31 protein-coding genes, 1 tRNA gene and 1 pseudogene are annotated in these 24,446 nt (G+C 62.2%); 12 read left to right on the top strand and 21 right to left on the bottom strand.

The genetic code is table 11. The annotated features are described in order from the left end of the window. Window positions 1-30 precede the first annotated feature (30 nt). Window positions 31-267 (bottom strand): annotated as a pseudogene (locus AC1DYQ_RS12025) (hypothetical protein); the annotation flags it as partial. Then, window positions 268-343: transfer RNA gene (locus AC1DYQ_RS12020), tRNA-Arg, on the bottom strand. It abuts the pseudogene before it with no gap. A gap of 232 nt (window positions 344-575) precedes the next feature. On the opposite strand from AC1DYQ_RS12020, the gene AC1DYQ_RS12015 reads away from it, so the two are divergent. After that, window positions 576-1,448 (top strand): c-type cytochrome, encoded by an 873-nt coding sequence (locus AC1DYQ_RS12015; protein WP_477686976.1) that lies wholly within the window; start codon window positions 576-578, stop codon window positions 1,446-1,448. A 118-nt stretch (window positions 1,449-1,566) separates the two neighbouring features. Here the strand turns inward: AC1DYQ_RS12015 and AC1DYQ_RS12010 are convergent, their stop codons facing one another. The 4 genes from AC1DYQ_RS12010 to AC1DYQ_RS11995 are packed head-to-tail and all read right to left on the bottom strand — an operon-like array spanning window position 1,567 to window position 4,552. Next, a complete protein-coding gene (locus AC1DYQ_RS12010) occupies window positions 1,567-2,133 on the bottom strand; it encodes a DUF2946 family protein (RefSeq protein WP_477686975.1) in 567 nt (188 codons plus the stop codon). Window positions 2,134-2,190: 57 nt separating this feature from the next. Further along, window positions 2,191-3,231, bottom strand: a complete 1,041-nt coding sequence (locus AC1DYQ_RS12005) for a YheT family hydrolase (protein WP_477686974.1) — start codon at window positions 3,229-3,231, stop codon at window positions 2,191-2,193. A 10-nt stretch (window positions 3,232-3,241) separates the two neighbouring features. Continuing rightward, complete coding sequence (locus AC1DYQ_RS12000) at window positions 3,242-3,688, bottom strand: YybH family protein (RefSeq protein ID WP_457281576.1); 447 nt, start codon at window positions 3,686-3,688, stop codon at window positions 3,242-3,244. 9 nt (window positions 3,689-3,697) lie between these two features. Continuing rightward, window positions 3,698-4,552: a hypothetical protein gene (locus AC1DYQ_RS11995; RefSeq protein WP_477686973.1), complete on the bottom strand. Its 855-nt coding sequence runs from the start codon at window positions 4,550-4,552 to the stop codon at window positions 3,698-3,700. 52 nt (window positions 4,553-4,604) lie between these two features. On the opposite strand from AC1DYQ_RS11995, the gene AC1DYQ_RS11990 reads away from it, so the two are divergent. The 3 genes from AC1DYQ_RS11990 to AC1DYQ_RS11980 all read left to right on the top strand — a co-directional run bounded on the left by AC1DYQ_RS11990 (window position 4,605) and on the right by AC1DYQ_RS11980 (window position 6,705). Continuing rightward, window positions 4,605-5,204: a LemA family protein gene (locus AC1DYQ_RS11990; RefSeq protein WP_477686972.1), complete on the top strand. Its 600-nt coding sequence runs from the start codon at window positions 4,605-4,607 to the stop codon at window positions 5,202-5,204. A gap of 66 nt (window positions 5,205-5,270) precedes the next feature. Continuing rightward, entirely contained in the window at window positions 5,271-6,158 is an 888-nt protein-coding gene (locus tag AC1DYQ_RS11985; protein ID WP_477687160.1) for a TPM domain-containing protein, read from the top strand. A gap of 4 nt (window positions 6,159-6,162) precedes the next feature. Beyond that, window positions 6,163-6,705 (top strand): TPM domain-containing protein, encoded by a 543-nt coding sequence (locus AC1DYQ_RS11980; protein WP_477686971.1) that lies wholly within the window; start codon window positions 6,163-6,165, stop codon window positions 6,703-6,705. Window positions 6,706-6,747: 42 nt separating this feature from the next. Here AC1DYQ_RS11980 and AC1DYQ_RS11975 read toward each other — a convergent pair whose 3' ends face one another. The 11 genes from AC1DYQ_RS11975 to AC1DYQ_RS11925 all read right to left on the bottom strand — a co-directional run bounded on the left by AC1DYQ_RS11975 (window position 6,748) and on the right by AC1DYQ_RS11925 (window position 14,780). Continuing rightward, window positions 6,748-6,891 (bottom strand): hypothetical protein, encoded by a 144-nt coding sequence (locus tag AC1DYQ_RS11975; protein WP_477686970.1) that lies wholly within the window; start codon window positions 6,889-6,891, stop codon window positions 6,748-6,750. A 257-nt stretch (window positions 6,892-7,148) separates the two neighbouring features. Continuing rightward, on the bottom strand, window positions 7,149-7,514 hold the full coding sequence (locus AC1DYQ_RS11970; protein WP_477686969.1) for a hypothetical protein: 366 nt from the start codon (window positions 7,512-7,514) through the stop codon (window positions 7,149-7,151). A 9-nt stretch (window positions 7,515-7,523) separates the two neighbouring features. Further along, complete coding sequence (locus AC1DYQ_RS11965) at window positions 7,524-7,943, bottom strand: F0F1 ATP synthase subunit epsilon (protein WP_477648282.1); 420 nt, start codon at window positions 7,941-7,943, stop codon at window positions 7,524-7,526. Window positions 7,944-7,983: 40 nt separating this feature from the next. Continuing rightward, window positions 7,984-9,387, bottom strand: a complete 1,404-nt coding sequence (gene atpD / locus AC1DYQ_RS11960) for a F0F1 ATP synthase subunit beta (RefSeq protein ID WP_293400292.1) — start codon at window positions 9,385-9,387, stop codon at window positions 7,984-7,986. Between the two features lie 60 nt (window positions 9,388-9,447). Beyond that, a complete protein-coding gene (gene atpG / locus AC1DYQ_RS11955) occupies window positions 9,448-10,314 on the bottom strand; it encodes a F0F1 ATP synthase subunit gamma (RefSeq protein ID WP_477686968.1) in 867 nt (288 codons plus the stop codon). Window positions 10,315-10,378: 64 nt separating this feature from the next. Further along, complete coding sequence (atpA, locus tag AC1DYQ_RS11950) at window positions 10,379-11,932, bottom strand: F0F1 ATP synthase subunit alpha (RefSeq protein WP_477686967.1); 1,554 nt, start codon at window positions 11,930-11,932, stop codon at window positions 10,379-10,381. A 58-nt stretch (window positions 11,933-11,990) separates the two neighbouring features. Further along, the gene (locus AC1DYQ_RS11945; RefSeq protein WP_477668853.1) at window positions 11,991-12,521 is read right to left on the bottom strand and encodes a F0F1 ATP synthase subunit delta; all 531 of its coding nucleotides are present in this window, start codon (window positions 12,519-12,521) and stop codon (window positions 11,991-11,993) included. Window positions 12,522-12,534: 13 nt separating this feature from the next. Next, window positions 12,535-13,005, bottom strand: coding sequence for a F0F1 ATP synthase subunit B (locus AC1DYQ_RS11940; RefSeq protein WP_457281585.1), 471 nt, complete (start codon window positions 13,003-13,005; stop codon window positions 12,535-12,537). Between the two features lie 38 nt (window positions 13,006-13,043). Beyond that, window positions 13,044-13,292, bottom strand: a complete 249-nt coding sequence (gene atpE, locus AC1DYQ_RS11935; protein WP_293400282.1) for a F0F1 ATP synthase subunit C — start codon at window positions 13,290-13,292, stop codon at window positions 13,044-13,046. A gap of 86 nt (window positions 13,293-13,378) precedes the next feature. After that, entirely contained in the window at window positions 13,379-14,230 is an 852-nt protein-coding gene (gene atpB / locus AC1DYQ_RS11930; RefSeq protein ID WP_477686966.1) for a F0F1 ATP synthase subunit A, read from the bottom strand. Between the two features lie 31 nt (window positions 14,231-14,261). Continuing rightward, a complete protein-coding gene (locus AC1DYQ_RS11925) occupies window positions 14,262-14,780 on the bottom strand; it encodes an ATP synthase subunit I (protein WP_477686965.1) in 519 nt (172 codons plus the stop codon). 263 nt (window positions 14,781-15,043) lie between these two features. On the opposite strand from AC1DYQ_RS11925, the gene AC1DYQ_RS11920 reads away from it, so the two are divergent. The 7 genes from AC1DYQ_RS11920 to AC1DYQ_RS11890 all read left to right on the top strand — a co-directional run bounded on the left by AC1DYQ_RS11920 (window position 15,044) and on the right by AC1DYQ_RS11890 (window position 20,030). Then, on the top strand, window positions 15,044-15,490 hold the full coding sequence (locus tag AC1DYQ_RS11920; protein WP_477686964.1) for a DUF4149 domain-containing protein: 447 nt from the start codon (window positions 15,044-15,046) through the stop codon (window positions 15,488-15,490). 37 nt (window positions 15,491-15,527) lie between these two features. Then, window positions 15,528-16,073, top strand: coding sequence for a DUF2062 domain-containing protein (locus AC1DYQ_RS11915; protein WP_477686963.1), 546 nt, complete (start codon window positions 15,528-15,530; stop codon window positions 16,071-16,073). Window positions 16,074-16,141: 68 nt separating this feature from the next. After that, window positions 16,142-17,047, top strand: coding sequence for a D-amino acid aminotransferase (locus tag AC1DYQ_RS11910; protein ID WP_477686962.1), 906 nt, complete (start codon window positions 16,142-16,144; stop codon window positions 17,045-17,047). Between the two features lie 14 nt (window positions 17,048-17,061). Continuing rightward, window positions 17,062-17,379 carry an HP0495 family protein gene (locus tag AC1DYQ_RS11905; RefSeq protein WP_477648275.1) on the top strand — a complete coding sequence of 106 codons (318 nt, stop codon included), beginning with the start codon at window positions 17,062-17,064 and terminating at the stop codon, window positions 17,377-17,379. Between the two features lie 183 nt (window positions 17,380-17,562). After that, entirely contained in the window at window positions 17,563-18,267 is a 705-nt protein-coding gene (lipB, locus tag AC1DYQ_RS11900; protein WP_477686961.1) for a lipoyl(octanoyl) transferase LipB, read from the top strand. A gap of 25 nt (window positions 18,268-18,292) precedes the next feature. Beyond that, a complete protein-coding gene (gene lipA / locus AC1DYQ_RS11895; protein WP_477686960.1) occupies window positions 18,293-19,318 on the top strand; it encodes a lipoyl synthase in 1,026 nt (341 codons plus the stop codon). A 10-nt stretch (window positions 19,319-19,328) separates the two neighbouring features. Further along, window positions 19,329-20,030: a helix-turn-helix domain-containing protein gene (locus AC1DYQ_RS11890; protein ID WP_477686959.1), complete on the top strand. Its 702-nt coding sequence runs from the start codon at window positions 19,329-19,331 to the stop codon at window positions 20,028-20,030. Between the two features lie 13 nt (window positions 20,031-20,043). Here AC1DYQ_RS11890 and AC1DYQ_RS11885 read toward each other — a convergent pair whose 3' ends face one another. Then, window positions 20,044-20,256, bottom strand: a complete 213-nt coding sequence (locus tag AC1DYQ_RS11885; protein ID WP_477686958.1) for a hypothetical protein — start codon at window positions 20,254-20,256, stop codon at window positions 20,044-20,046. 224 nt (window positions 20,257-20,480) lie between these two features. On the opposite strand from AC1DYQ_RS11885, the gene AC1DYQ_RS11880 reads away from it, so the two are divergent. Next, window positions 20,481-21,326, top strand: coding sequence for a DMT family transporter (locus AC1DYQ_RS11880; RefSeq protein WP_477686957.1), 846 nt, complete (start codon window positions 20,481-20,483; stop codon window positions 21,324-21,326). A gap of 12 nt (window positions 21,327-21,338) precedes the next feature. Here AC1DYQ_RS11880 and AC1DYQ_RS11875 read toward each other — a convergent pair whose 3' ends face one another. From AC1DYQ_RS11875 to AC1DYQ_RS11865, 3 genes are read right to left on the bottom strand one after another with little or no spacing between them, the layout of a single operon-like run. Continuing rightward, a complete protein-coding gene (locus tag AC1DYQ_RS11875; RefSeq protein ID WP_477686956.1) occupies window positions 21,339-22,706 on the bottom strand; it encodes a sensor histidine kinase in 1,368 nt (455 codons plus the stop codon). Further along, window positions 22,703-23,389 (bottom strand): response regulator transcription factor, encoded by a 687-nt coding sequence (locus AC1DYQ_RS11870; protein WP_477686955.1) that lies wholly within the window; start codon window positions 23,387-23,389, stop codon window positions 22,703-22,705. The genes AC1DYQ_RS11875 and AC1DYQ_RS11870 overlap by 4 nt, the downstream gene beginning before the upstream one ends. A gap of 8 nt (window positions 23,390-23,397) precedes the next feature. Then, window positions 23,398-24,417, bottom strand: coding sequence for an alpha/beta hydrolase family protein (locus AC1DYQ_RS11865; RefSeq protein WP_477686954.1), 1,020 nt, complete (start codon window positions 24,415-24,417; stop codon window positions 23,398-23,400). Between the last annotated feature and the right edge of the window lie 29 nt (window positions 24,418-24,446).

Here is a 24,446-nt window from a genome sequence, read left to right as displayed (position 1 = left end):
AAGTTCTTGGTTTTCTCCTTTTTAGGCTGAGTCTGTGTGGATCTGCCTCAAAGTGCGCCGCTGTTTCCGCGATTTTGTTGCCTCGATTACCAGCCAGGTGGCCAGCTTCTCGGCGTAGGGATCGAGCTTGCTGGAGCTGACCCGCCTTGGGTACTTGGGCTCGCTCTCTTCCGACCGCAGGTGCTTCTTTATTGTGTTGCGAGCCAGGCCTGTACGCCTTGAGATCTCGCGGATGGACAACAAGGCATGCGATAGAAAGACAATGATTGGTGCGGCTGGCGGGGATCGAACCCACGACCCTTGGCTTCGGAGGCCAATACTCTATCCACTGAGCTACAGCCGCAACGCTGGAAACGGTTCGCGCCGGAATTCGCGGCCGAGGGCGCGAAGTCAGGGCAATTTGCACTGCGCGGGCGCTTCACGCCGCACAACGTTTCCGATTCTACCAGCCGGTAACGACTCTCCTCGGCCTCTGCAAGCCCCCAGTTATAATGTGAGGTTGCTGAGCAAGCGCTGCCCAAGAGCGCCATATCACCACGCGATAGCCCCCCGATTCTTAGTTTTTTGAGGACGCCATGAGCGCAAACGACCACACCACGGCCCACGAAGAAGCCCATACTGGCCCCATCAAGACGCCCCAGCAACTGCTGGCTGCGGTTTTTTTCTCTTTTGTCGTTCCTGTTTTCGCCATCATCGGCCTGGTGTATTACGTCGCTTCGGCCAACAAGCCAGCTGCGGGTGCGGACGAAGGCGCCAAGGCCGTTGCGCAGCGCATCCAGAAAATCGGCGCAGTTGAAATCCGTGACGCCAACCGTCCGCTGAAGTCCGGCGAAGAGGTCTACAAGGCGCAGTGCGTGGCTTGCCATGGCACGGGTGCAGCCGGTGCGCCGAAGTTTGGCGATACGGGTGCCTGGGCAGCCCGTATCAAGACCGGTTTTGACGCGCTCTGGCACTCGGCCCTCAAGGGCAAGGGCGCCATGGGAGCCCAGGGCGGCGGTGATTTTGAAGACGTCGAAATTGGCCGTGCAGTGGTTTACATGACGGCTGCCGCAGGCGGCAAGTTTGCAGAGCCAGCCGCCCCGGCAGCTGCCGCCGCTACGGCACCTGCAGCCGCAGCCGCCGCCGCACCGTCGGCAGATGTGGTCGCCGCGCTCGCTGCAGCCAACAAGACGGCAGCGCCGGCAGCCGGTGCAACACCGGCTGCTGCCGGTGGTGCCGCACCTGCGCTGTACGGCCAGGTCTGCGCGGCCTGCCACGTGGCCGGCGTTGCCAATGCACCCAAGCTGGGAGACAAGGCCGCATGGGCTCCCCGGATTTCCACAGGTGTCGAGGCTCTGACGGCCAGCGTTGTCAAAGGCAAGGGTGCCATGCCACCCAAGGGCGGCTCGGCCGCCCCCGATGGCGAAATCAAGGCCGTGGTGCAGTACATGGTCAATGCGTCCAAGTAAACACAGCAAGGAAATCCAGCCCAAAAAAAGCCGGTCAATGACCGGCTTTTTTAATGGAATCTTGATGAGAAATTCAAAGGGAAATGGGTTGGAGCCCAAGCATGACAGGCGCAAGCAGCTACTTTTTTTGTAGCAATTGAGGGCTTCGCACATAGCCGAACAGGCGCGACAAATTGCTGGCCAGGACTTCCTCGGGCACCCACAGGCCCTGCTCTATCGCGTCAGCCGCATGCGTCATGTCCTGGGTATGAACGAGGCCAAAACCCAGGTCGGTTTCCAGGTAGACCCTGCCGGATTCGTCCGCGATGCAGCGCTGCGGCCGCGCCGTTTGGCCGGAATGGGCCGTGACCTCAAACATAGGTGCGGGGGCGACGCGCCAGATCAGCGGCGTCGCTTCGAGCTCCACATACACGCGCTGTGGCCCATTCTGGAAGAACCACTGGCCGGCAGCGTCGCTTTCATAATTCCGCTGAATGAAATCGATCAGCTTGTCGTGCCTGAGCAGCGATCCCTTGCTGGCCGCATGGCGCGCGGCATCCAGGCCAGGTGCGCCACCAAAAGGCCCGGCGGCCTGGGCCCTCTCATCACGCATGTACCAGTTGCCACGTGCGTCCAGTCCCAGCCAGCCGTAGCAGTCGGGAACATTGGGCCATTTGGCAATGGCCTGCCTGACGATGTCATCCATACCGCTATTTTGCGCTGCACACGGCAGGTGCGATGTGGGCAGGGTTATGGGTAAGCATCAAAGATGCGCAGCCAGGAAACCGGTAACCGCCTCCGGCATGACACGCACATGGCCGGGAAATGGTGGCGAAGGAAACCCGACATGCCCGCCCTGCGCCGGCTGCCAAAGCGTGACACGGCTGCCGGCCTCTGCGGCTTGCGGCAGGCTGCCGGCCGGCACAAAGGGATCGTTCAACGCGTTCAGGGCCAGCGCCGGCACGGCAATGCTGCGCAAATGCGGCTTGGCAGAGGCACGCAGCCAGTAGTCATCCGCATCCTTGAACCCATGGACAGGCGCAGTGAATACATTGTCGAAAGCGTACAAGTCGCGCGCGGCCAGTAATCGGTCGCGGTCAAAAAGGCCTGGGTGCTGCTCCAGTTTTTTCAGCGCCTTCGGCACCATGGTTCTCAGGAACATGCGGGTGTAGACCTGCCGGTTGAACCCTCGGCCAATGGCCCAGCCACTGGCCGTCAGGTCCAGCGGCGAACAGACGGACGCAATGCCGCTAACCACCTGGCGGGCCTCTGCGCCGAGCTCGCCGGCCCAGCGCATCAACGCATTGCCGCCCAATGAAATGCCCACGGCAACGACCGGCCCGGGATGGGCCTGCGCAAAGCGCCGCAGTATCCAGTCGATCTCTGCAAAATCTCCTGAGTGATAGGCCCGCGGCGCCAGGTTCAATTCACCGGAACACCCCCGGAAGTGTGGAATGGCGCAGCCCCAGCCGCGCTCGCGGGCCACATCGGCAAGCGCTTCGGCGTAGTGGCTGGCAGATGACCCCTCAAGCCCATGAAATACCACCAGGAGTGGCACTTCCTTGCGCGCGTCCTTGCGTCTCACCTCGATGGATTCGCTTCCGGCCGGAGAACCCGCCAAAAGCCCCGACGAAGGCTCGTTTCCATCAAGCATCCAGTCAACGTCGACAAAGTCGTTATCGGGGGTATCCCAGCGCTCGCGGCGAAATATGGGCGCGCGGCCCAGGTAACGGCGTGACCGCAGCGCAGCCCAGATGGTTTGCAAATTGCCGCCCGGCAGCCACCAGGGTGCTGCGTATTTCATCGCAGGCCCTTCAGTGCAGGACGGTCGGTGTTTCCGACACTTCCTGCATTTCTCGCGGCGTGCCGGGACTGGCATGGTGTGCCACCATGCGCCAGCCTTGCGCACCCTTGTGATACACATTGGTGGCAATCACGTAGGCATGCCGTGGCCCTTCATCGGTCAGCACTTCGATGCGTTCCAGCACGCTGTGCACGCAGGCGCTCATGGTCTCGACCTTTCGCACCTTGATGGCCTGGGCATTGATGGTGCCATTGGCAAACATGGCGTCGAAAGTGGCGCGTATGGCCGCCGGGCCTACCAGCCGGGCGCCACCCGGGTGCACACAGACGATGTCGTCGTCATCGCCCCAGCAGGCCATGAGCTTTTCGATGTCGCCGCTTTGCAGCGCCTCATAAAAAGCCGCCTCGATGTCATCGGCGTTGCCGCTGCTGGCGGGCGGGACTTTGGGTTTGGGCATGGGAAGGCGTCAGTCCGGCTTGGCGTTGGGTGGTGAATTCTGCTCGGGATTGAGCCTTGCAGCAAGCCACGAGCGTACGACACCTTGCATGCTGTTGTCTTGCGGCCCGGCGCGCCGGCCGTTTTCGCCGCTCTGGTTAGCCTGCCAAAGCTGCTCGGGCGCGACCACATGGGTGCCCGGCGGCAAAACCTGCAGCGCGGCGTCGATAAATTCCGCCAGCTTGGCGGGGCGCACCGGCTGCTCGGCCGCGGGAATCATGAACCTGAGGGTCGACAGCATCCATGACGCCGTCTTCTCGAAAAAATTGGCGCCCGCAATACCTTCGGTCTTGCGCGCCGATCGCACCAACAACACGCGTTCAAAACCCAGCGAAGCCACTGCTTGCTCATCGAGGTCGGCCAGTCCGCGCTTGAGGGCATCGGGTAAACGCCCCGAAGCGTGGGGCACCACTACAACCAGTGTCTGTGCGCCACAGCGTTTCAACCAGCGGGCCAGCGCCGGCAGTTGTCCCGGCGCCGGCGTCCATAGCGTGCGCTCACGCCCATAAAAAAGCCGTGGCGGTTCAAACATGACCAGACCGGTATGAACCGGTTGAGGCCGTGCGGGCCATGCCTCGATCACTGAAGCATCACCTGCCAGCACAATCCCCACACCGGCCATCCCGGTGGTCATGGTTTCAGTAGCCAGCACCTCGGTGTGCGCATAACGGCCGCTGCCGACAAGGCGGCGCAGCACTTCATTGCCCAGCACGCCCGTGGCGCCGGCAATCATCAGGCGCGGTTTTGCAGCCGCCGGCGCCAGGGGCCGCAGGCTGGCCTGCAGAGCCTGCAATGGCTGCACGGAGCTGGGGGAATGAGACGCCATCGGCATTCGACTATGTTAGTGTTGCAGCTTGCATTTTTCGAAAGACATCACCATGAAATCCCGCTTTTTAAACCTGATTCTGGTCAGCATGCTGGGCCTTTTCCTCACGGGTTGCGGCTACAACGACTTTCAGCGCCTCGACGAACAAACCAAATCGGCCTGGTCTGAAGTGCTGAACCAGTACCAGCGCCGTGCCGACCTGGTGCCCAACATTGTGGCCACGGTCAAGGGCGAGGCCGCTTTTGAACAGGACACCCTGACCAAGGTGATTGAAGCACGCGCCAAGGCCACCTCCATCCAGGTGACGCCGGAAACATTGAACAACCCCGCTGCCTTCCAGAAATTCCAGGCAGCGCAAGGCGAGCTGGGCAGCGCGCTGAGCCGCCTGATGGTGGTCAGTGAACGTTACCCCGACCTCAAGGCCAACCAGGGCTTTCGCGACCTGCGTGTGCAGCTGGAAGGCACCGAAAACCGCATCACGGTAGCACGCAACCGCTATATTCAGGCTGTGCAGGAGTACAACGTGCTGACACGCAGTTTTCCCAGCAACCTGACGGCCATGATGTTCAGCTACAACGTCAAACCCAACTTCACCGTGGCCAATGAGGCGCAGATTTCCGCGCCACCGGTGGTGGACTTCACCAAGAAATAAGTTTCTGCAGAACTTGCCGTGCAGCAACTAGCGGGTCGGATATTGGGCAGCAGCCTCCTCCGCTGGATGGCGGGATTGTTGCTGGCCGTGTGGCTGCCCCTTGCGGCATGGGCGCAAGGCGTTCAGCCGGTGCCGGCACTCACGGCGCATGTCATGGACAGCACCGGTACGCTGGATGCCACGCAACGCGCGGCATTGGAAGCCAAGCTCGCTGCGTTTGAACAGAGCCGCGGCGCACAGGTGGTGGTGCTCATCGTGCCCAGCACCCAACCCGAAGACATTGCCGCCTATGCACAACGTGTAGGCGACACCTGGAAGATCGGGCGCAAGAGCGTAGGCGACGGGCTGTTGCTGGTCGTGGCCAAGAACGACCGCAAGGTCCGTATCGAAACCACCAAGGCGCTGGAAGGCGCCATTCCGGACCTCGCGGCGCGCCAGGTGATCGACACCACCATCACCCCGCGCTTCAAACAGGGCGACTTTTCCGGTGGACTGAATGCCGCGGCCGACCAAATCATGGCGCTGATCAGCGGCGAAAAACTCCCGGAGCCAGAGCAGAAAAGTTCTTCGGGCACAGCTGACAGCGGCTTTGAGTGGACCGACCTCGCGGTGTTCCTGTTTTTTGCTGTTCCGATTGGTGGGCGCCTGGCCGCCGGCCTGCTGGGCCGCAAGCTGGGTTCCATCGCCACCGGCGGCGCCGTCGGCGTGCTGGCCTGGGTGTTCACCAGCAGCCTGATCGTGGCCGGCCTGGCAACTGTGGCGGGCATGGTGTTTGCGCTGATTGCCAGTCTGGGCGCCTTGGGTCGTGGCGGCCGCTCTTCGGGCGGCTGGACCACTGGCGGCTTTGGCGGCAGCAGCGGAGGGAGCTGGGGCGGAGGCAGCAGCAGCGGCGGCGGATTCAGCAGCGGCGGTGGCGGTGATTTCGGCGGCGGCGGCGCATCAGGGGACTGGTAGGCACATGCTCAACAAACTCAAGACCATCCTCAAGCACCTCTGGCTGGATGCCTCCGACGCCCAGCGCGCGATTGCACCCGACATGCTCAACCGGCTCGCCAGCCGGGTGGCGGCCAGCGAGCGGCGGCACAGCGGCGAAATACGGATATGCGTGGAGGCCTCGTTGCCCATGAGCTACCTGTGGCGGCTGGGCAACCACCAGTCCATCGGCCAGCTCACGCGCCAGCGCGCCCTCACGATGTTTGGCAAGCTGCGGGTGTGGGACACCGAACACAACAACGGCGTGCTGATTTATTTACTGCTGGCCGAGCACGCCATTGAAATCGTGGCGGACCGCGGCGTGGCGCGCCATGTGAATCAGGCGCAGTGGCAGGCCATGGTAGCGCGCATGGCCCAGGCGTTCAGGGAGAACCGGTACGAGGACGGATTGACACAGGCACTGGAAGAAACCTCGGCACTGCTGATGGCGCACTTTGCCATCGATGGCACGCAGGGCGACGCACCCAACAATCCCAACGAACTGCCCGACGCGCCCTGGCTGCAATAGCCGGTTGGCAGGTATCGCAGGCCGGGCGCCGATAACGGCACGTCAGGGCGCCAGAACCACGACCAACACAAAGAGGGCGACTGCCGCGAGCACAACCCGCGTCAGCCAGGCCTTGCGCACGCGCCTGGCCCGACGCTCGGGCGACGCTTCCTCTCCCCATATCAGGCTGTCTAAAAGACTGTCCATTTCGCACCTCGTTGCTGGCTTGAACCCGTCACAACGATAAGGGAGCAGCCCGGGCCATGACTGTCATTTAGCGTGTCCAGTTGTTACCTTGCCAGCTCGGGCCAGGCTATTTTTTCGACAAACGCTCCCTATTTGATAGCTGCTTGCGCTCGCCCTGTATGGGCTGGAGGCCTTTTTCCCTGAATAGCGGAAGCACGCCCGGTTTCCGCATGGCGCGATGGGAACGTCGCGCCGCAGCCACTCATGGCTGCGGGAAGTTAGTTCATGGACGTCCACTTCTGCTCACTGCGCGCCGATTGCACGACCTTCTCGATAAACCAAACGCCGCGCCCTCCGTCCTCGACCCACGGATGGTCGGCGTCCAGCGGATCAGCCGTTCGCCCGCGTACGCGTGCGGATATCGGCCGCCCCAAGGTAAACATCCGTAAAGGCTTCAATGGAGGATTCGGGTGGCCGGGCGGCTGGCCCGCTGCACCGAGGGGCATAAAACAAGCATCTTCGTCATTTTCAGGAATGACTGTGAGCGCTTCGCCAACTGCATGAGCGGCCAAACTGATTCGAATTTCTCCAAATCGAAGCGCCCAGAAAAAAACCGGCCCTTTGGCCGGTTTTTCCTGAAGCATGGAAGCTTATTACTTTTTCTGGCGGTATTTGCGCAAAGCGGCAATCTGGGCGGCCATGACGGCGAGCTCGGACTGGGCCATGGCAATATCGATATCGCTTTTTGCGTTTTTCAACGCTTCTTCAGCAGCAGCCTTGGCTTCCATCGCCTTGGCTTCGTCCAGGTCTTTGCCGCGAATCGCGGTGTCGGACAGCACGGTGACACAGTTCGGTTGCACTTCGAGCAAGCCGCCGGCCACGAACACGAACTCTTCGCTGCCATCGGCCTTTTCGATGCGCACGGCACCCGGCTTGATACGGGTGATCAGCGGGGTGTGGCGCGGGTAAATGCCCAGCTCGCCGGCCTCGCCGGGCAAGGCGACAAAGTGCGCTTCACCGGAGAAGATGGACTCTTCCGCGGAGACCACGTCGACGTGAATGGTGGTTGACATAAACGCTCCTTATTGGAAAAAAGTTGCAGGGCCTGAGCCCTTAGACCTTCTTCGCCTTCTCGAAAGCTTCGTCAATCGTGCCGACCATGTAGAACGCCTGTTCCGGCAGGTGATCGCACTCGCCGGCCACAATCATCTTGAAGCCGCGAATGGTTTCAGCCAGGCTGACGTACTTGCCGGGAGAGCCGGTGAACACTTCAGCAACGTGGAAAGGCTGCGACAGGAAACGCTGGATCTTGCGGGCGCGGGCCACGGCCAGCTTGTCTTCAGGGGCCAGTTCGTCCATGCCCAGAATCGCGATGATGTCGCGCAGTTCTTTGTAGCGCTGCAGCGTGCCTTGCACAGCACGGGCCGTGGCGTAGTGGTCTTCGCCCACAACGTTCGGGTCGAGCTGGCGGCTGGTCGAGTCAAGCGGATCCACAGCGGGGTAGATACCCAGCGAAGCGATGTCACGCGAAAGCACCACGGTGGAGTCCAGGTGGGCAAAGGTCGTGGCAGGAGACGGATCGGTCAAGTCATCCGCAGGAACGTAAACGGCCTGGATGGAAGTGATGGAGCCGACCTTGGTGGAGGTAATACGCTCTTGCAGGCGGCCCATTTCTTCGGCCAGCGTAGGCTGGTAACCCACGGCGGAAGGCATACGGCCCAACAGTGCGGACACTTCGGTACCGGCCAGCGTGTAGCGGTAGATGTTGTCCACGAAGAACAGCACGTCGCGGCCTTCGTCACGGAAGGATTCGGCGATGGTCAGGCCGGTCAACGCCACGCGCAGACGGTTTCCTGGGGGCTCATTCATCTGGCCGTAGACCATGGCCACTTTGGATTCGCCGAGGTTCTCGAGGTTCACAACGCCGGAGTCGGCCATCTCGTGGTAGAAGTCATTGCCTTCGCGGGTACGTTCACCCACACCGGCAAACACGGACAGACCCGAGTGCGCCTTGGCGATGTTGTTGATGAGTTCCATCATGTTCACGGTCTTGCCGACACCGGCGCCGCCGAACAGGCCCACCTTGCCGCCCTTGGCGAACGGGCAAACCAGGTCAATCACCTTGATACCGGTTTCCAACAGTTCCTGCGATGGCGACAGTTCGTCGTAGGCAGGCGCCTTGCGGTGAATCGGTGCGGTCAGGGTCTGATCCACTGGCCCACGTTCGTCGATGGGCGCGCCCAGCACGTCCATGATGCGGCCCAGCGTGGCTTTGCCCACGGGAACGGTGATGTTGGCGCCGGTGTTGTAAACCATGTTGCCGCGGCGCAGGCCGTCGGAGGTACCCAGCGCGATGGTGCGCACGATGCCGTCACCCAGCTGCTGCTGGACTTCCAGCGTCAGCGCGGAGCCTTCCATTTTCAGCGCGTCATAGATCTTGGGCATCTGGTCGCGCGCGAATTCCACGTCAACCACCGCACCAATACACTGAACAATCTTGCCTTGAGCTTGAGCCATGATTGAATCCTCTTTCGTTTCTTTAAATCTTTAAATCGGGTGTGGCGGCCTAAACCACGATCAGACCGCTGCAGCACCGGCAACGATTTCCGAAAGTTCTTTCGTGATCGCCGCTTGACGCGTTTTGTTGTAAATCAGCTTGAGTTCGCCGATCACGCTGCCGGCGTTGTCCGTTGCGGCCTTCATGGCCACCATGCGGGCAGACTGCTCGGACGCCATGTTCTCGGCAACGGCCTGGTACACCAGCGCTTCCACATAACGGATCAGCAGATCGTCGATGACGGTCTGTGCGTCAGGCTCGTAAATGTAGTCCCAGCCATGCTGGTCCTTGTCGGCCTGCAGGTGCGCAGCCGTCAGGGGCAACAGTTGCTCAACCACAGGCTCCTGGCGCATGGTGTTGATGAACTTGGTGTAGCACAGGTACACCGAATTGATCTTGCCTTCGCTGTATGCGTCGAGCAAAACCTTCACGGGACCGATCAGCTTTTCCAGGTGCGGCTTGTCGCCCAGTTGCGTCGCATGCGACACCACCTTGGCACCGACCCGGTTCAGAAAACCGAGGCCCTTGTTACCGATGGCCACAGCCTTCGCATCATGGCCGGCGGCCTGCACTTCCTTGAGCTTTGAGGTCACGGCGCGCAGCACGTTGGTGTTCATGCCGCCGCACAAGCCCTTGTCGGTCGTCACCACGATGAACCCGGTGGCCTTGGCGTCGTTGGACTCCATGAACGCATGGGTGTATTCGGGATTGGCCTGACTCAGGTTGGCGGTAATGTTGCGGATCTTGTCGCTGTAAGGACGGGCAGCGCGCATCCGTTCCTGCGCCTTGCGCATCTTGGAGGCGGCCACCATCTCCATGGCCTTGGTGATCTTCTTGGTGTTTTCCACCGATTTGATCTTGCCGCGTATTTCCTTGCCTGCTGCCATATGGATTCCTAAGGGGTTCCTGAGGGTTGCTTAATTACTTGCTTGACGATGAGGTCAGGCGAGATCAGGCAAACGACTTCTTGAACTCGGCCACAGCCGCGTTCAGTTCAGCCTCAGCATCCTTGTCCATGGCCTTGTTGGCTTCGAGCTTGGCCATCAGGGCCGCGTTCTTGTCCTTCAGGAAGGCATGCAGGCCGTGCTCGAAAGCCAGGACCTTCTTGACTTCGATGTCGTCCATGAAGCCCTTGTTCACTGCGAACAGCGTAGCGGCCATGTTGGAGATGGACAAAGGCGAGTACTGGGCCTGCTTGAGCAGCTCAGTCACGCGGGCACCGCGGTCCAGCTGCTTGCGGGTGGCTTCGTCCAAGTCGGAAGCAAACTGCGCGAAGGCAGCCAGTTCACGGTACTGGGCCAGGTCGGTACGGATACCGCCGGACAGGTTCTTGATCAGCTTGGTCTGGGCAGCGCCGCCGACGCGGGACACCGAGATACCGGCGTTAATGGCGGGACGAATACCGGCATTGAACAGGCTGGTTTCCAGGAAAATCTGGCCGTCGGTGATCGAGATCACGTTGGTTGGCACGAAAGCGGACACGTCGCCGGCCTGCGTTTCAATAATCGGCAGTGCGGTCAGCGAACCAGTCTTGCCCTTGACGGCGCCCTTGGTGAAGTCTTCAACGTATTTTTCGTTCACGCGAGCTGCGCGCTCGAGCAGACGGCTGTGCAGATAAAACACGTCGCCGGGGTAGGCTTCGCGTCCTGGCGGACGGCGCAGCAGCAGCGAGACCTGGCGGTAAGCCACGGCCTGCTTGGACAAATCGTCATACACGATCAGCGCGTCTTCGCCGCGGTCGCGGAAGTATTCACCCATGGTGCAGCCAGAGTAGGCGCTCACATATTGCATGGCGGCCGATTCGGAAGCGGAAGCTGCCACGACGATGGTGTACTCCATCGCGCCGGCTTGCTCGAGCGAGCGCACCACGTTCTTGATCGACGAAGCCTTCTGGCCAATCGCGACGTAGACGCAGGAAACGCCTTTGCCCTTTTGGTTGATGATGGCGTCGATGGCCACGGCCGTCTTGCCGGTCTGGCGGTCGCCGATGATCAGTTCGCGCTGGCCGCGGCCGACGGGCACCATGGAGTCGATGGACTTCAGGCCGGTCTGCAGGGGCTGGTCAACGGATTTACGGGCGATCACGCCGGGCGCAACCTTTTCAATCACGTCGGTGAATTTGGCATTGATCGGGCCTTTGCCGTCAATCGGCTGGCCCAGTGCGTTGACCACACGGCCAAGCAGCTCAGGACCCACAGGCACTTCCAGAATACGGCCCGTGCACTTCACGGTGTCGCCTTCGGCGATGTGCTCGTACTCGCCCAGAATCACGGAGCCGACGGAGTCGCGCTCAAGATTCAGCGCCAGGCCATAAGTAGGCGTGCCGTCGGCGGTTGCGGGGAATTCCAGCATTTCGCCCTGCATCACATCGGACAGGCCGTGGATACGGACGATACCGTCGGTCACAGACACCACGGTGCCCTGGTTGCGGACATCGGCACTGGCTGTCAGGCCTTCGATGCGGCTCTTGATCAGTTCAGAAATTTCTGCGGGATTGAGTTGCATGACTCTTTCCTTCTTTCTATGTTGTTGGCTAAAAACCGGGGCGCGCCTGAGCGCAAGCTCAGGAAATCAGCGCCACTTTCATTTGCTCTAAACGGGCTTTGACCGAGGTGTCCAGCACCTCGTCACCCACCACGACACGTACGCCACCGATCAGCGCCGGCTCAAGCTCGACCGAAAGGTTGAGCTTGCGGCCAAACCGCTTCTCCAGCGTTGTTGCCAAATCGGCCAATGCGGCGCCTTCCAGCGGGAATGCGCTGTAAACGGTGGCGTCCGAAGAACCACTTTGCGCATTTTTCAGTGCGCGAAACTGTGCGGCGATTTCCGGCAGGACGCTAATGCGGCCGTTCTCGATCACGGTTCGCAGGAAGTTCCTGGCGGCTTCCGGCAGCTTCGTTTTGGCCACCCCGGAAACTACGTCAAACGTCTGGTTTACCGTCACGCTGGGGTTGCCCGCAAATTGCTGCAACTGCACGTTGGCGGCAATGGCTGCGAGCTCATCGAGCCAGACGGCAGTGCCGCCCAGGTCGGAACCAGAGGCCTTGAACAACGCTTCAGCGTAGGGACGGGCAATGGTGGCTAGTTCGGCCATGTTTTACGCTCGCTTAAAGTTCGGTCTTCAGGCGACCCAGCAAGTCAGCATGCACACCGGCATTGACTTCCTTGCGCAGAATCTGCTCTGCACCCTTGACGGCCAGTGCGGCAACCTGCTCACGCAGGGTCTCGCGGGCCTTGACGGTTTGCTGCTCGGCTTCAACCTTGGCGGCGGCAATGATCTTGCTGCCCTCTTCGGTTGCGCGGGCTTTAGCCTCTTCAATCAGGGCCTGGGCGCGGCGCTCGGCTTCCGCCAGGCGCACTGCCGATTCGTTGCGCGATTTGGCCAGTTCTTCTTCCACGCGCTTGTTGGCAACGGAGAGTTCAGACTTGGCTTTATCGGCAGCGGCAAGGCCGTCGGCGATCTTCCGGGCACGTTCGTCGAGCGCAGCTGCAATTGGTGGCCACACGAATTTCATCGTGAACAGCACCAGAATCGCAAACACGACGAGCTGCGCAAAGAATGTGGAGTTAATACTCACAGCGGCACCTCTGTAGGTTGTCTAGAAAGGCGTGCGATTTACTTCAACACAAACGGGTTGGCAAATGCGAACAGCATGGCAATACCCACACCGATCAGGAAAGCAGCATCGATCAGACCGGCCAGCAGGAACATCTTGGTCTGCAGTTCGTTCATCAGCTCAGGCTGGCGTGCAGCGGCTTCGAGGTATTTGCTGCCCATGATGCCGATGCCGATACATGCGCCGACAGCGCCCAGGCCAATGATCAGGCCAGCGGCCAAAGCGACAAAACCGAGTACGTGTTCCATTTAATGCTCCTATGGATTTAACTAACTAACAAAAATAAAAAAAGAAAGCGGAAACCAGAAAACCAGGGGAAACTGATTCGTGAGAATCAGTGATGGTCGTGGGCCTGCCCCACATAGACCAGCGTCAACATCATGAAAATAAACGCCTGCAGCGCAACGATCAGGATGTGGAAGATTGCCCAGCCCGTGCCCGCGAGCACATGGCCGATGAAGAGGAACACACCGGTTGCGGAGCCGAAGCCCACTGCACCCATCAGCGCGATCAGCATGAACAGCAGTTCGCCCGCGTACATGTTGCCGAAAAGCCGGAGGCCGTGAGATACGGTCTTGGCGGCAAATTCGATCATCTGCATCAGGAAGTTGACGGGATACAAAAACCATTTGTCGCCGAACGGGGCCGAGAACAGCTCATGCACCCAGCCGCCAAAACCCTTGATCTTGACGTTGTAATACAGGCAAACCAGCAGCACGCCGCAGGACATGCCCAGCGTGGCCGAGAGGTCGGCTGTGGGAACCACGCGGAAGTTGTGAATGCTGTGATCGAGGCCGGTCACAGCAAAAATTGTGTGAAACAGGTCGACAGGCAGGAAGTCCATGGAGTTCATCAGGAAAATCCAGATGAATACGGTGAGCGCCAGTGGGCCGACGGCTTTGCGCGATTCGGCGTTTTTAACGATGCCCTTGGCCTGGCTGTCCACCATTTCGAGCAGGATTTCAACAGCCGCCTGCAGGCGGCCGGGAACGCCGGCGTGCACGCTTTTGGCCACACGCCACATCACGAACATACCGATCACACCCAGAGTGACGGCCCAGAAAATCGTGTCGAAATTGACAACGGAAAAGTCGACGATGCCTGTCTGTTTGTGGTTTTGCAGATGGACCAGGTGGTGACCAATGTACTCACCAGCGGTCAAAGCGTTTCCGGAAGATTCAGCCATTTACGAACTCTTTTCAACTCTTGAAAATGGATTACGCCAACTTTTTCGGCCGGGACTGGAACCAAAGCACCAGCCAGACCACCTTCATTGTCACTACAAGGCCAACCAGCATTGCCGGCCAGCTCAAATCCGAAACCATTCGGGGAGCAGCGAACAACATCGCTACCGTCAGGCCAATCTTGACCATTTCCCACAAAAAAAATCCAGCCACCGCAGCGCCCGGATTCATTGAAGACATCTTGCTGGTCAGGCCGCGCGCAAACAACGTACCCGGGATGACCACCGCCAGCGCACCATAAAGGGCGGACCAGCCTGCACTTTGCCTTCCGGTCAATCCCCAGGCGGCCAGCGCCACCACAAGACCCACCACACTTTGCCCTGCCAATACCACCCAAGGGGAAACCGAGGGGTCCGTTTCACGAAGCTTTTGGGCCTCTTCACGCGTCAAGGGCTTGAAACCCTCATCGCCAGTCTCCATCTCTTCCGTGACACTACGCCCTGTAACACCCGCGTTTCCCGGGTTTGTCGCTGACTTTGCCGAATTTGCCATTTTGGTCGTCACAAATTACGGAAAAGTTACAGGGCAGTTATCAGCAAAGCCCTTGATTATACGTAGAAACCCCTGCGTATCCGACAAAACCCCCGGCTTGCCTATGAATTAGGGGCGATTCGCATCATTTGGGTGCGGCTCGCAGCGGGTGGTTCACAATTGTCCGGCGACTACGGCGCGCCGACCCTCCTACGTAGTTGCACGTGATGCTCCACGATGGCCCAAGCCCCGCATCCATCACCTTCCACCCACCGAAAGAAGCCATGCCCGCCCTGATGAAATTCCTGCACATTGCCGCCGCCATTGCCTGGCTGGGCGGGGTGGTCTTCATGCTGTTTGCCTTGCGGCCTGCCGTCGCCGAACAGCTGGCGCCACCCCAACGCCTGCCGCTCATCGCAAAGGTCATGCAGCGATTTTTCGCTCTGGTCTGGGTCACCATCGGCGTCCTGCTGGTGACAGGCCTGGCCATGCTGCTGGCCGTGGGCATGAAAACCGCCCCCCTGGGCTGGCACCTGATGTTCGGCATCGGCCTCCTGATGTTCGCGCTGTTCGGACATCTGTATTTCGGCCCTTTCCGGCGCCTGAAGCTCGCTGTCAGCGCGTCCGACTGGCCCGAGGGTGGGCGCCGCGTCGGGCAGATCGCCACCCTGGCCATGGTCAACCTGGTGCTGGGCGCGCTGGCGATCGCCGCCGTTATCTTTGTTGCCTGATGCCGGAGCGAACCGGCCATCTTGAACACCGCCTGCCATGAGCGCCCCTAAAAAGAAGGCGCCGCAACACCGGCACTGGACGGACCGGCTGAAAGCATCCGTGCCGACACGTGAAGTCCTGGCCCAAAACCGGTGGCTCAAACCGGTGGCCCACCGGCTGCTGGAGCCGCAGCTGTGGCGGCTGCAGCACGAGGCCGTGGCGCGCGGTGTGGCCATCGGCATATTCTGGGCATTTGCACTGCCATTTGCACAAACCGTGGCGGCCGCCGCCCACAGCGTCTGGTGGCGCGCCAATATTCCGGTGGCCGCCGGCATCACCTTCATTACCAACCCCTTCACCGTCGGCTTCTGGCTCTGGCTGGCCTATCAGGTGGGCGATCTGCTGCTGGACGCACCGCCGCCCATCCGCATCTCGGAAGGCGCAGGCATCGTGGCGTGGGCAGCCTCCTTCGGCGGGCCTGCCATCCTGGGCATGGGCATCTTTGCCGTGCTGGGCTCGATTACCGGTTACCTGCTGGTCAAGCTGGGCTGGCGCGTTCGCATCTGGTTCAAACGCCGCCGCCGGCAAACGGCCAGACGTTAGACAATCCGGTACAGGCCGTCCACCAGCAGCCGTTCCAACGCACTTTCATTTCCTTTTCAAACCGATCCATGACAACGCTTCCCGCCAGCCCCCTTCCCGACACCCCCTGCTACCTCAACGGCGAATTCACCCCGCTGCGCGATGCCAAAATCAGCGTGATGGACCGCGGTTTCATCTTCGGCGACGGCATCTATGAAGTGGTGCCGGCGTATGCAGGCAAGCCGTTTCGCTTCGACCAGCACATGGCGCGGCTGGAACGCAGCCTCACCGAGCTGCGCATCCCCAACCCGCTGACCCGTGCCGGGTGGCTGGAAATTGCTCTTAAATTGATAGCTGCCTGCGCACAATCCACGGGCGCCCCAGCCGAAAAAGGCAATCAACTGGTATATATCCAGATCACCCGCGGCGTGGCCATGCGCGACCACCCCATGCTGCCGGGCCTGACGCCCACCGTGTTCGTGATGTGCAACCCGATGAAGCTGCCCAGCGACCAGGCGCGCGAAAACGGCGTGGCCTGCGTCACCGCCGACGACTTCCGCTGGGAAAAAGCCCACATCAAAAGCACCAGCCTGCTGGGCGCGGTGTTTTCACGCCAGATCAGCGTCGACGCCGGTGCTGTGGAAACCGTGATGTTCCGCGGCGACTACCTGAGCGAAGCCGCTTCCAGCAATGTCTGGATCGTCAAGGACGGCAAAGTCATGGGGCCACCCCGGGACAACCTGGTGCTCGAAGGCATCCGCTTTGGCCTGATCGAAGAGATGTGCCGCGCGGCAGGCATTCCTTTTGAGCTGCGCCGCATCACCCGCGCCGAAGTGCTGGCAGCGGACGAGCTGCTGCTCTCGTCGGCCACCAAGGAGGTTCTGCCCATCACCCTGCTGGACGGCCAGGCGGTCGGCCACGGAGTGGAAAAAGGCAAACCTGGCCCCATTTATGCAAAGCTGTACGCCCAATACCAGCGTGCCAAAGCGGCCTGAAAGGACCCATTGCCATGACGACTTCCCCCAACATCCCCAAAATCATCGGTGTTCCCGGCACGGAGCCCTCGCGCCAGGAATCGCTGATCGAATATCCCTCGCAGTTCCCGATCAAGGTGATGGGTGAAAAGGTCGACGGCATGGTGGCAGCCATCACGTCCATCGCGCACCAGTTCGACCCGGCCTTCGACGCCTCCACCATCGAGCTGCGTGAAAGCAAGGGCGGCAAATACCTGGGCGTCACCATCACTGTCACAGCCACCAGCCGCGAGCAACTTGATGAGCTCTACCGCACGCTGTCGACGCACCCGATGGTCAAGGTCGTGCTCTAAACAGGATCCGGGATAAGCGCATATGCAGGCTGAAACACGCCACCTGGGCCGGGTTGATTACCTGCCCACCTATGAAGCCATGCAGGCCAACATGCTGCCCCCACGCTCCGCCGCTGCGCGGGTCGCTGCCCCCCGAGGGGGCTGGCCTTGCTTGGGGCGGCCCGGCGCGGCGGCCGTTCTACTATGTTGACGCGCAACCTGGGCCGGGTTGATTACCTGCCCACCTATGAAGCCATGCAGGCCTTCACGGCGGCGCGCAACCTCGGTTTTTCAAGAGAAAACGGGCTGCAACCCAATCAGGACGAGCGCGACCAGCTATGGATTTGTGAGCATCCACCGGTTTACACCCAAGGGCTGGCGGGAAAGAGCGACCATGTTTTGAACCCCGGCAGCATCCCGGTGGTGCAGACCAACCGCGGCGGCCAGGTGACTTATCACGGCCCCGGCCAGGTGGTGGCCTACCCGCTCATTGACCTGAAGCGCGCCGGCTATTACGTCAAGGAATACGTCTACCGCATCGAGGAATCCGTCATCAAGACCCTGGCGCATTTCGGCGTCACCGGGCACCGGGTGGCCGGCTCGCCCGGCATTTATGTGCGACTGGACGACCCGGCTTCCCACGCCGCCCTGACCGGCCCGATGCACCCTGCCGACCCTTTTCGCGGCCTGGGCAAGATCGCCGCTTTGGGCATCAAAGTCAGCCGGAATTGCACCTACCACGGGGTCGCGCTCAATGTGGCGATGGACCTGGAACCCTTCTCGCGGATCAACCCCTGCGGGTACGTGGGGCTCAAAACCACAGACCTTTCTACAATCGGGGTATCGGCAAGCTGGCAGGAAGCCGCGGATGTGCTGGGCCGCAAGCTCGTCACCTACCTGGCGCCCTGAGCACATTCCTTCAAAGAAATACACCATGAGCACCCCAGAAACCGTCAATCCTGTTGTTCGCGACATCCAGAGCCAGGAAGACTACAACCCGCTGGCCAAGCAAAAAGCCGCGGCCAAGCTGTCGCGCATCCCCGTCAAGGTGGTGCAGGGCGAAATGCTCAAAAAGCCCGACTGGATCCGCGTCAAGGCCGGCAGCCCGACCACGCGCTTTTACGAGATCAAGCAGATCCTGCGCGAGAACAAGCTCAACACGGTGTGCGAAGAAGCCAGCTGCCCCAACATCGGCGAGTGTTTCGGCAAGGGCACGGCCACCTTCATGATCATGGGCGACAAGTGCACGCGCCGCTGCCCGTTCTGCGATGTGGGCCATGGCCGGCCCGACCCGCTGGACGTCAACGAGCCGCTGAACCTGGCCAAAACCATCGCAGCGCTCAAGCTCAAATACGTGGTGATCACCAGCGTGGACCGCGATGACCTGCGCGACGGCGGCAGCGGCCACTTTGTCGAATGCATCCAGAAGATCCGCGAACTCTCGCCAGCCACCACCATTGAAATCCTGGTGCCCGACTTCCGCGGCCGCGACGACCGCGCGCTTGAAATCCTCAAGGCCGCGCCGCCCGACGTGATGAACCACAACCTCGAAACCGCGCCGCGCCTTTACAAAGAAGCGCGTCCCGGCAGCGACTACAACTTCAGCCTCAACCTGCTCAAGAAGTTCAAGGCCCTGCACCCCGACGTGCCGACCAAGAGCGGCATCATGGTGGGCCTGGGCGAAACCGACGAGGAAATTTTGCAGGTGATGCACGACATGCGCGCGCACAACATCGACATGCTGACCATCGGCCAGTATCTGGCGCCTTCGACCAGCCACCTGCCGGTGCGCCGCTATGTGCACCCCGACACCTTCAAGATGTTTGAAGAAGAAGCCTACAAGATGGGCTTTACGCATGCGGCCGTGGGCGCCATGGTGCGCAGCAGTTACCACGCCGACCAGCAGGCCCACGCGGCAGGCGTGGCCGACAAGGCGGACGCGGCCATCGCCGCTCTTTAATCCCCGCAACATGACCCTGCCGCAAGGCTCCCTGTCGCTGCGCCACTACGGCGCGTCGCACGGCAGCCATGCGCATGAGCACTTCCAGGTACTGCTGGGGCTGAGTGGTGTGCTGGAACTGGAAGTACGCGGGCGCGGGCGGCGCATTGCCGCCGGCCAGGGCTGCGTGATCACACCCGGCGACAGGCATGACTTCGAATCACGTGATAGCAGCCGCTGCCTGGTGCTGGACACCACGCACGCGGACTGGGCTCGTTGCGCAGCGGACCCCGCCAAAACCGGGCAAGCGCTGGCACTGGCCCATTACCTGGCCGAAGCACTGCAGCGGCCGGGCAGCCTCGCGCAACTCCACGGTCCGGCGCTGCTGCTGGAAGCCTGGCAACCCACAACACCTGCATCAATGCCCTTGCGCCATGCGCGGCCCATCCACTGGGAACAGCTGGCCACCTGGACACAGCAGCGCCTGCATGAACCACTGAGCGTCGCGCAGCTGGCCGCGCAGGTGTTCTTAAGCCCAACGCAGTTTGCCGCGCGCTGCCGGCGCGAGACCGGCATCAGTGTGATGCAGTGGCTGCGCCGGCAACGCCTGGCACTGGCCGTGCAATTGCGCAGCCGCGGCATGAGCGTGGCCGACACCGCGCTGCACTGCGGCTACCAGTCGCCCTCAGCCCTGACGGCCGCGATGCGGCGCGCCGGGCCGGGCAGCGCCTGACCTTTACGGATTTTCAATAGCGGCTCGGATCGTTCGGCCGGCGGTCGTAGCGGTTACGCACGCCATCGCCGTCGCGGTCACCCCGGTAGCCGGGGCCGTAGCCCGGCGCAGGGGCGGGCACGACACGGTATTGCGGTCCGTTGTCATAAGCCACCGGGTAAGCCACGCAACCCGACAGGGCCGCCATGCCGGCCAGGGCCAGCAAGAGGATGGAAAGCTTTTTCATGAGTGTCTCCTTGGGTTTCATGCGATTTCGGTGAAATCTGCCAGACCATTGCAACCCAGGCCGGTGCCGGCAAGGTGTCTGCGGCACCCCTCGCACGTGAAGCTGGTTACCGGATGTAGGCCTGCGCGTAGGACATACGCCTGAATCCCTGAAACCGTCGTTGCGCGACAACAAAGCGTTGCCCTGCGACGACGCGCCCGGCGCGCGCCCCTATGCTTGCCGCCATGCCAGCCAATCTGTACGCACTGGGCGCCATCGCCCTCTGGACCCTGCTTGCCTCGCTCGGGGTCTCGCTCAAACACGTTCCGCCCTTTCTGCTCACCGGCGTTGCGCTGCTGACCGGCAGCCTGCTGGCCCTGCCTTTTGTGCTGCGGGACCGCACGCAATGGAAGATTCCCACCGCCACGCTGGCGCTCGGCGTGTACGGCCTCTTCGGCTATCACTTCCTGCTTTTCATCGCGCTGCGGTATGCACCGGCGGTCGAGGCCAACCTGGTGAACTACCTCTGGCCGCTTTTTATCGTGGTGCTGGCGCCGCTGTTTCTTCGTGGCGTGCAGCTGCGCGCTGTGCATGTGGCTGCGGGCCTGCTGGGATTTGCCGGCGCCGCCATTGCCATATTGGGCGCGGGCGGTGGCGGTGCGGCTTCCGCGGCAGGCTGGTCATGGGGTTACCTGCCGGCGCTGGGCTCGGCCTTTATCTGGGCCAGCTACTCGCTGCTGACAAAACGCGTGCCGACCTTTCCTACCGCAGCCATCGGCCTCTTCGGCCTGGTCTCAGGCGTGCTCTCGCTGCTGTGCCATTGGGCGCTGGAGCCTGCCGCCACGCTGTCGGTGCAAGACTGGCTATTGCTGGCGGTGCTGGGCGCAGGGCCGCTGGGCGCGGCGTTCTTTCTCTGGGACAAGGCCCTGAAGCTGGGCGACGCGCAGCAGATCGGCATCCTCAGCTACCTCACGCCGCTGGGCTCGACTGCGCTGCTGATGGGGGTGAGCGGCCGCGCGCTGAGCTGGAGCATCGCCCTGGCGGCGGTGATGATCATCGGCGCTGCGCTGCTGGGAACAAGGGTCAAATAGGCCCGCAGCCCTTTAAGAACGGGCGCGAGCAGCTCCTGATTCAATAGCAGACCACAGCACGCACACGGCCAGGCCCGGCTCCGCATTGCGCACCTGCAGCTCGGCGCCATGTGCTTCGGCCACCAGCCGGCACAAGTACATGCCCAGTCCCACACCGCCCGTTGCGCGCTGGCGTGCGCCGTCGGTCCGGTAAAAGGGCTCGGTCAAATGTGCCAGTTGCGCGGCGTCCACGCCCGGGCCGAAGTCGCGCACTTCCAGCATCACGCCGCCGCCCGCCGGCTGCAGCGACACCTGCGGCGGCCTCCCGGCGCCGCTGCTGTAACGCAGTGCGTTGTCCATCAGGTTGCGCACCAGCAGGCGCACGCGCATGCGGTCCAGCGCCAGCGGCGCAAGGCCGGCCGCCAGGTCCAGCACCATCTCCGACGCACCCGGCACCTCGGAAGCGGTCTCGCGCACCAGCGCCGCCAGATCCACCGGCTCGCGCTGCAGCGCGGCGTGCGGGCTGGCCAGGCGCTCGCTTTCGAGCAGGTCGCTGATCAGGTCGCGCATCTCGCCCAGGTCGCGCAGCAGCGCCTCGCGTTCGCGCTCGCCGGCACCGGTGCCCTCGGGCGTGGTGGGCAACAGCTCGGCATTGAGCCGCGCACGTGTCAGCGGGGAACGGAGCTCATGGCTCAGCGCCAGCAGCAAGGCACGTTTGGCGTTCAGCATGCCTTCAATATCGTGCGCCATGGTGTTGATGCGCCCGGCCAGGTCGCCGAGTTCGTCGCGGCGGCGCAGGGGAATTGGCGTTGCGAACTCGCCGCGGCCAAAGCGCTCGGCGCCTGCGCGGATGTCGTCCAGCGGGCGCAGCAGGCGCCGCACATAGGCATAGGCGCCCACGAGCAAGCCCAACAGCAGCGCCAGCGTGATCCAGCCAAACACCCCATGTGGCGCCGTCTGCCAGGGCGCGGTGCCCGGGCCAAAAATCACGCGGTGGCCGTCGGCCGTGGTCCGGCTCAGCCAGTCTTTGGCGCGGGCGTCAAACACCTTGCGGTCGGGCCTGTCGGGATGCGACTGCCAGTTGACCTGCGGCCCCTCGATGCGGATGGAAATCGGCAGCCGTGCGGCCAGCGCCTGGGCGCGGCCCACATCGGGCGGCGAACCGAGGTCGGCCACCAGCCGGTCCATGTAGTCGCTGATCAGCGGCTTGGCCGCGTCGCGCCAGCCCGTTGAAAACGCCCGCTGCATGCCGCTCATGAACACCGCGCCCATTGCCAGCGCCAGCAGCAGGAACACGGTGATCAGCCGCAGCCGCAGCGAATGCTTCCAGCGATGGCGCCAGCGCTCGGGGCGTGAGCGTTCGCGGGCCCGGCAGTCCCGGCGTGTTTTCCACCGCCTCATGGCGTACCCGCCTTGCCGGCGGCAAGCGCATAGCCCGCGTTGCGCAGCGTCTTGATGCAGTCCAGCGGCTCCAGTTTTTTGCGCAGCCGGCTCACCACGATGTCGACGGCGCGCGTGTACAGCTCGGCCTCATGGCCGCGCAGGCGGTTGAGGATGTCGTCTCGGTTGAAGACCTTGCCGGGCTCGGCCGCCAGCAGGGCCAGCAATTCAAACTCGGTGCCGGTCAGCTCGACCTTTTCACCCAGGCGAAGCACCTCGCGCGTTTCAACGTCGATCACCAGCCCCTGGAACACATGGCGCTGGGTGGCCGCAGCCGGTGCGCTGCGCTGGCGCCGCAAAATGGTCTGCAGGCGCGCCACCAGTTCGCGCGGCTCAAAGGGCTTGGGCAGGTAGTCGTCGGCACCCAGCTCCAGCCCGACCACGCGGTCCATCACGTCGCCGCGGGCCGTCAGCATCACGATGGGGATGTCGCTTTCCTTGCGGATCTCGCGGCACAGGGCAAAACCGTCCATCTCGGGCAGCATGACGTCCAGGATGGCCGCGTCATACGCGCCGGCGCGCAGCATGGCCAGGCCTTCACCGGGGCGCAGCGCGCTTTCGAGCACAAAGTCAAAACGGGCAAAGTAGGCGGCCAGCGGCGCAGCCAGGTGCTCGTCGTCGTCGATCAGCAGGATATGGGGCATAGGATTGGCTACATTCGCTTCGGAAAATTCGCATCGACCTGGAGTTGCTCCTGAAAAAACATCAATGCATCGCGGTTCACATTGTCATGCACAGCAGCCCGATTGACGCCTTGTGGATCCGTGCACAGAGCGGGCGCGACGCCGCGCATCTCCGACGTGCACGGCGCGAGAAACACGAAGTGGTCGGCAGCGGGGATCTCGGTATATCGGGCCAATGAGGGAAGCAGTTCCTTCACTTTGATCGCGTTCTCCCTGGCCGGGAGCACGGAATCGGCGCCGGCCGCGTACAGATTCACCGGCCTCGAGACCTGCGACAGGCTTTCGCGGTCAAAGAAGGCTCCCGGCGGGCTCATGACGAACGCGGCGCGGATGCGGTCGTCGGTCTTCGCGATCAGCGGGGGAGACGACAGGGAAACCTTTCCGCCACCGGCACATAGAACACTTGCCGGCAAGGCTTTGCAATAGGCACTCAGCAGCTCGAACTTCGGTTTGGCACCTACCAGCAAGAGGGCCGAATAGCCGCCTGCCGAAAAGCCCGCGACGCCCACCCGCCGGGAATCGATCAGGCCCGCAGAGGCCGGAGTCTGCAACAGGAAATCCAGCAGTGCGGACAGTTGCAGCGCTCTTCCTATCAGCACCCGATCGGTGCCGACCCCGCTGCTGTCGCGAAAATTGTCGCCCGGATGCTCGATTGCGGCCACCACGTAGCCATGACGCGCGAGGAATGTCGCAGTATCGTGGTGACTGAACCGGCCGGCACCATTGCCGTGCGAGAGCAGCACCAGAGGATGGTGCACACCCATCGGCGCCGCATCCTTCACGGCAGACACAACGACAGCCCCCATCCGGGCTGTTTCAGACGTAGGTGCTGCCGGATAGAACACCGCCGCCTGCATCGGTTGCTGCGTGACAGGATCGGGAAGCTGAATCAAACGAAAGCCGGCGCCACCGGAAAGTTCAGTGGCGTCCACCACGCCGGCGATCGACGCCAAAGCAACGAACAGGCTGCAAGCCAGCGATTTCAGCATCGGGTTCCTTTGAAGCGGAGAAAGGCGCT

The sequence above is a fragment of the Polaromonas sp. P1_F4 genome (genome assembly GCF_056405675.1).
This window is presented reverse-complemented; position numbering and strand designations above follow the sequence as displayed.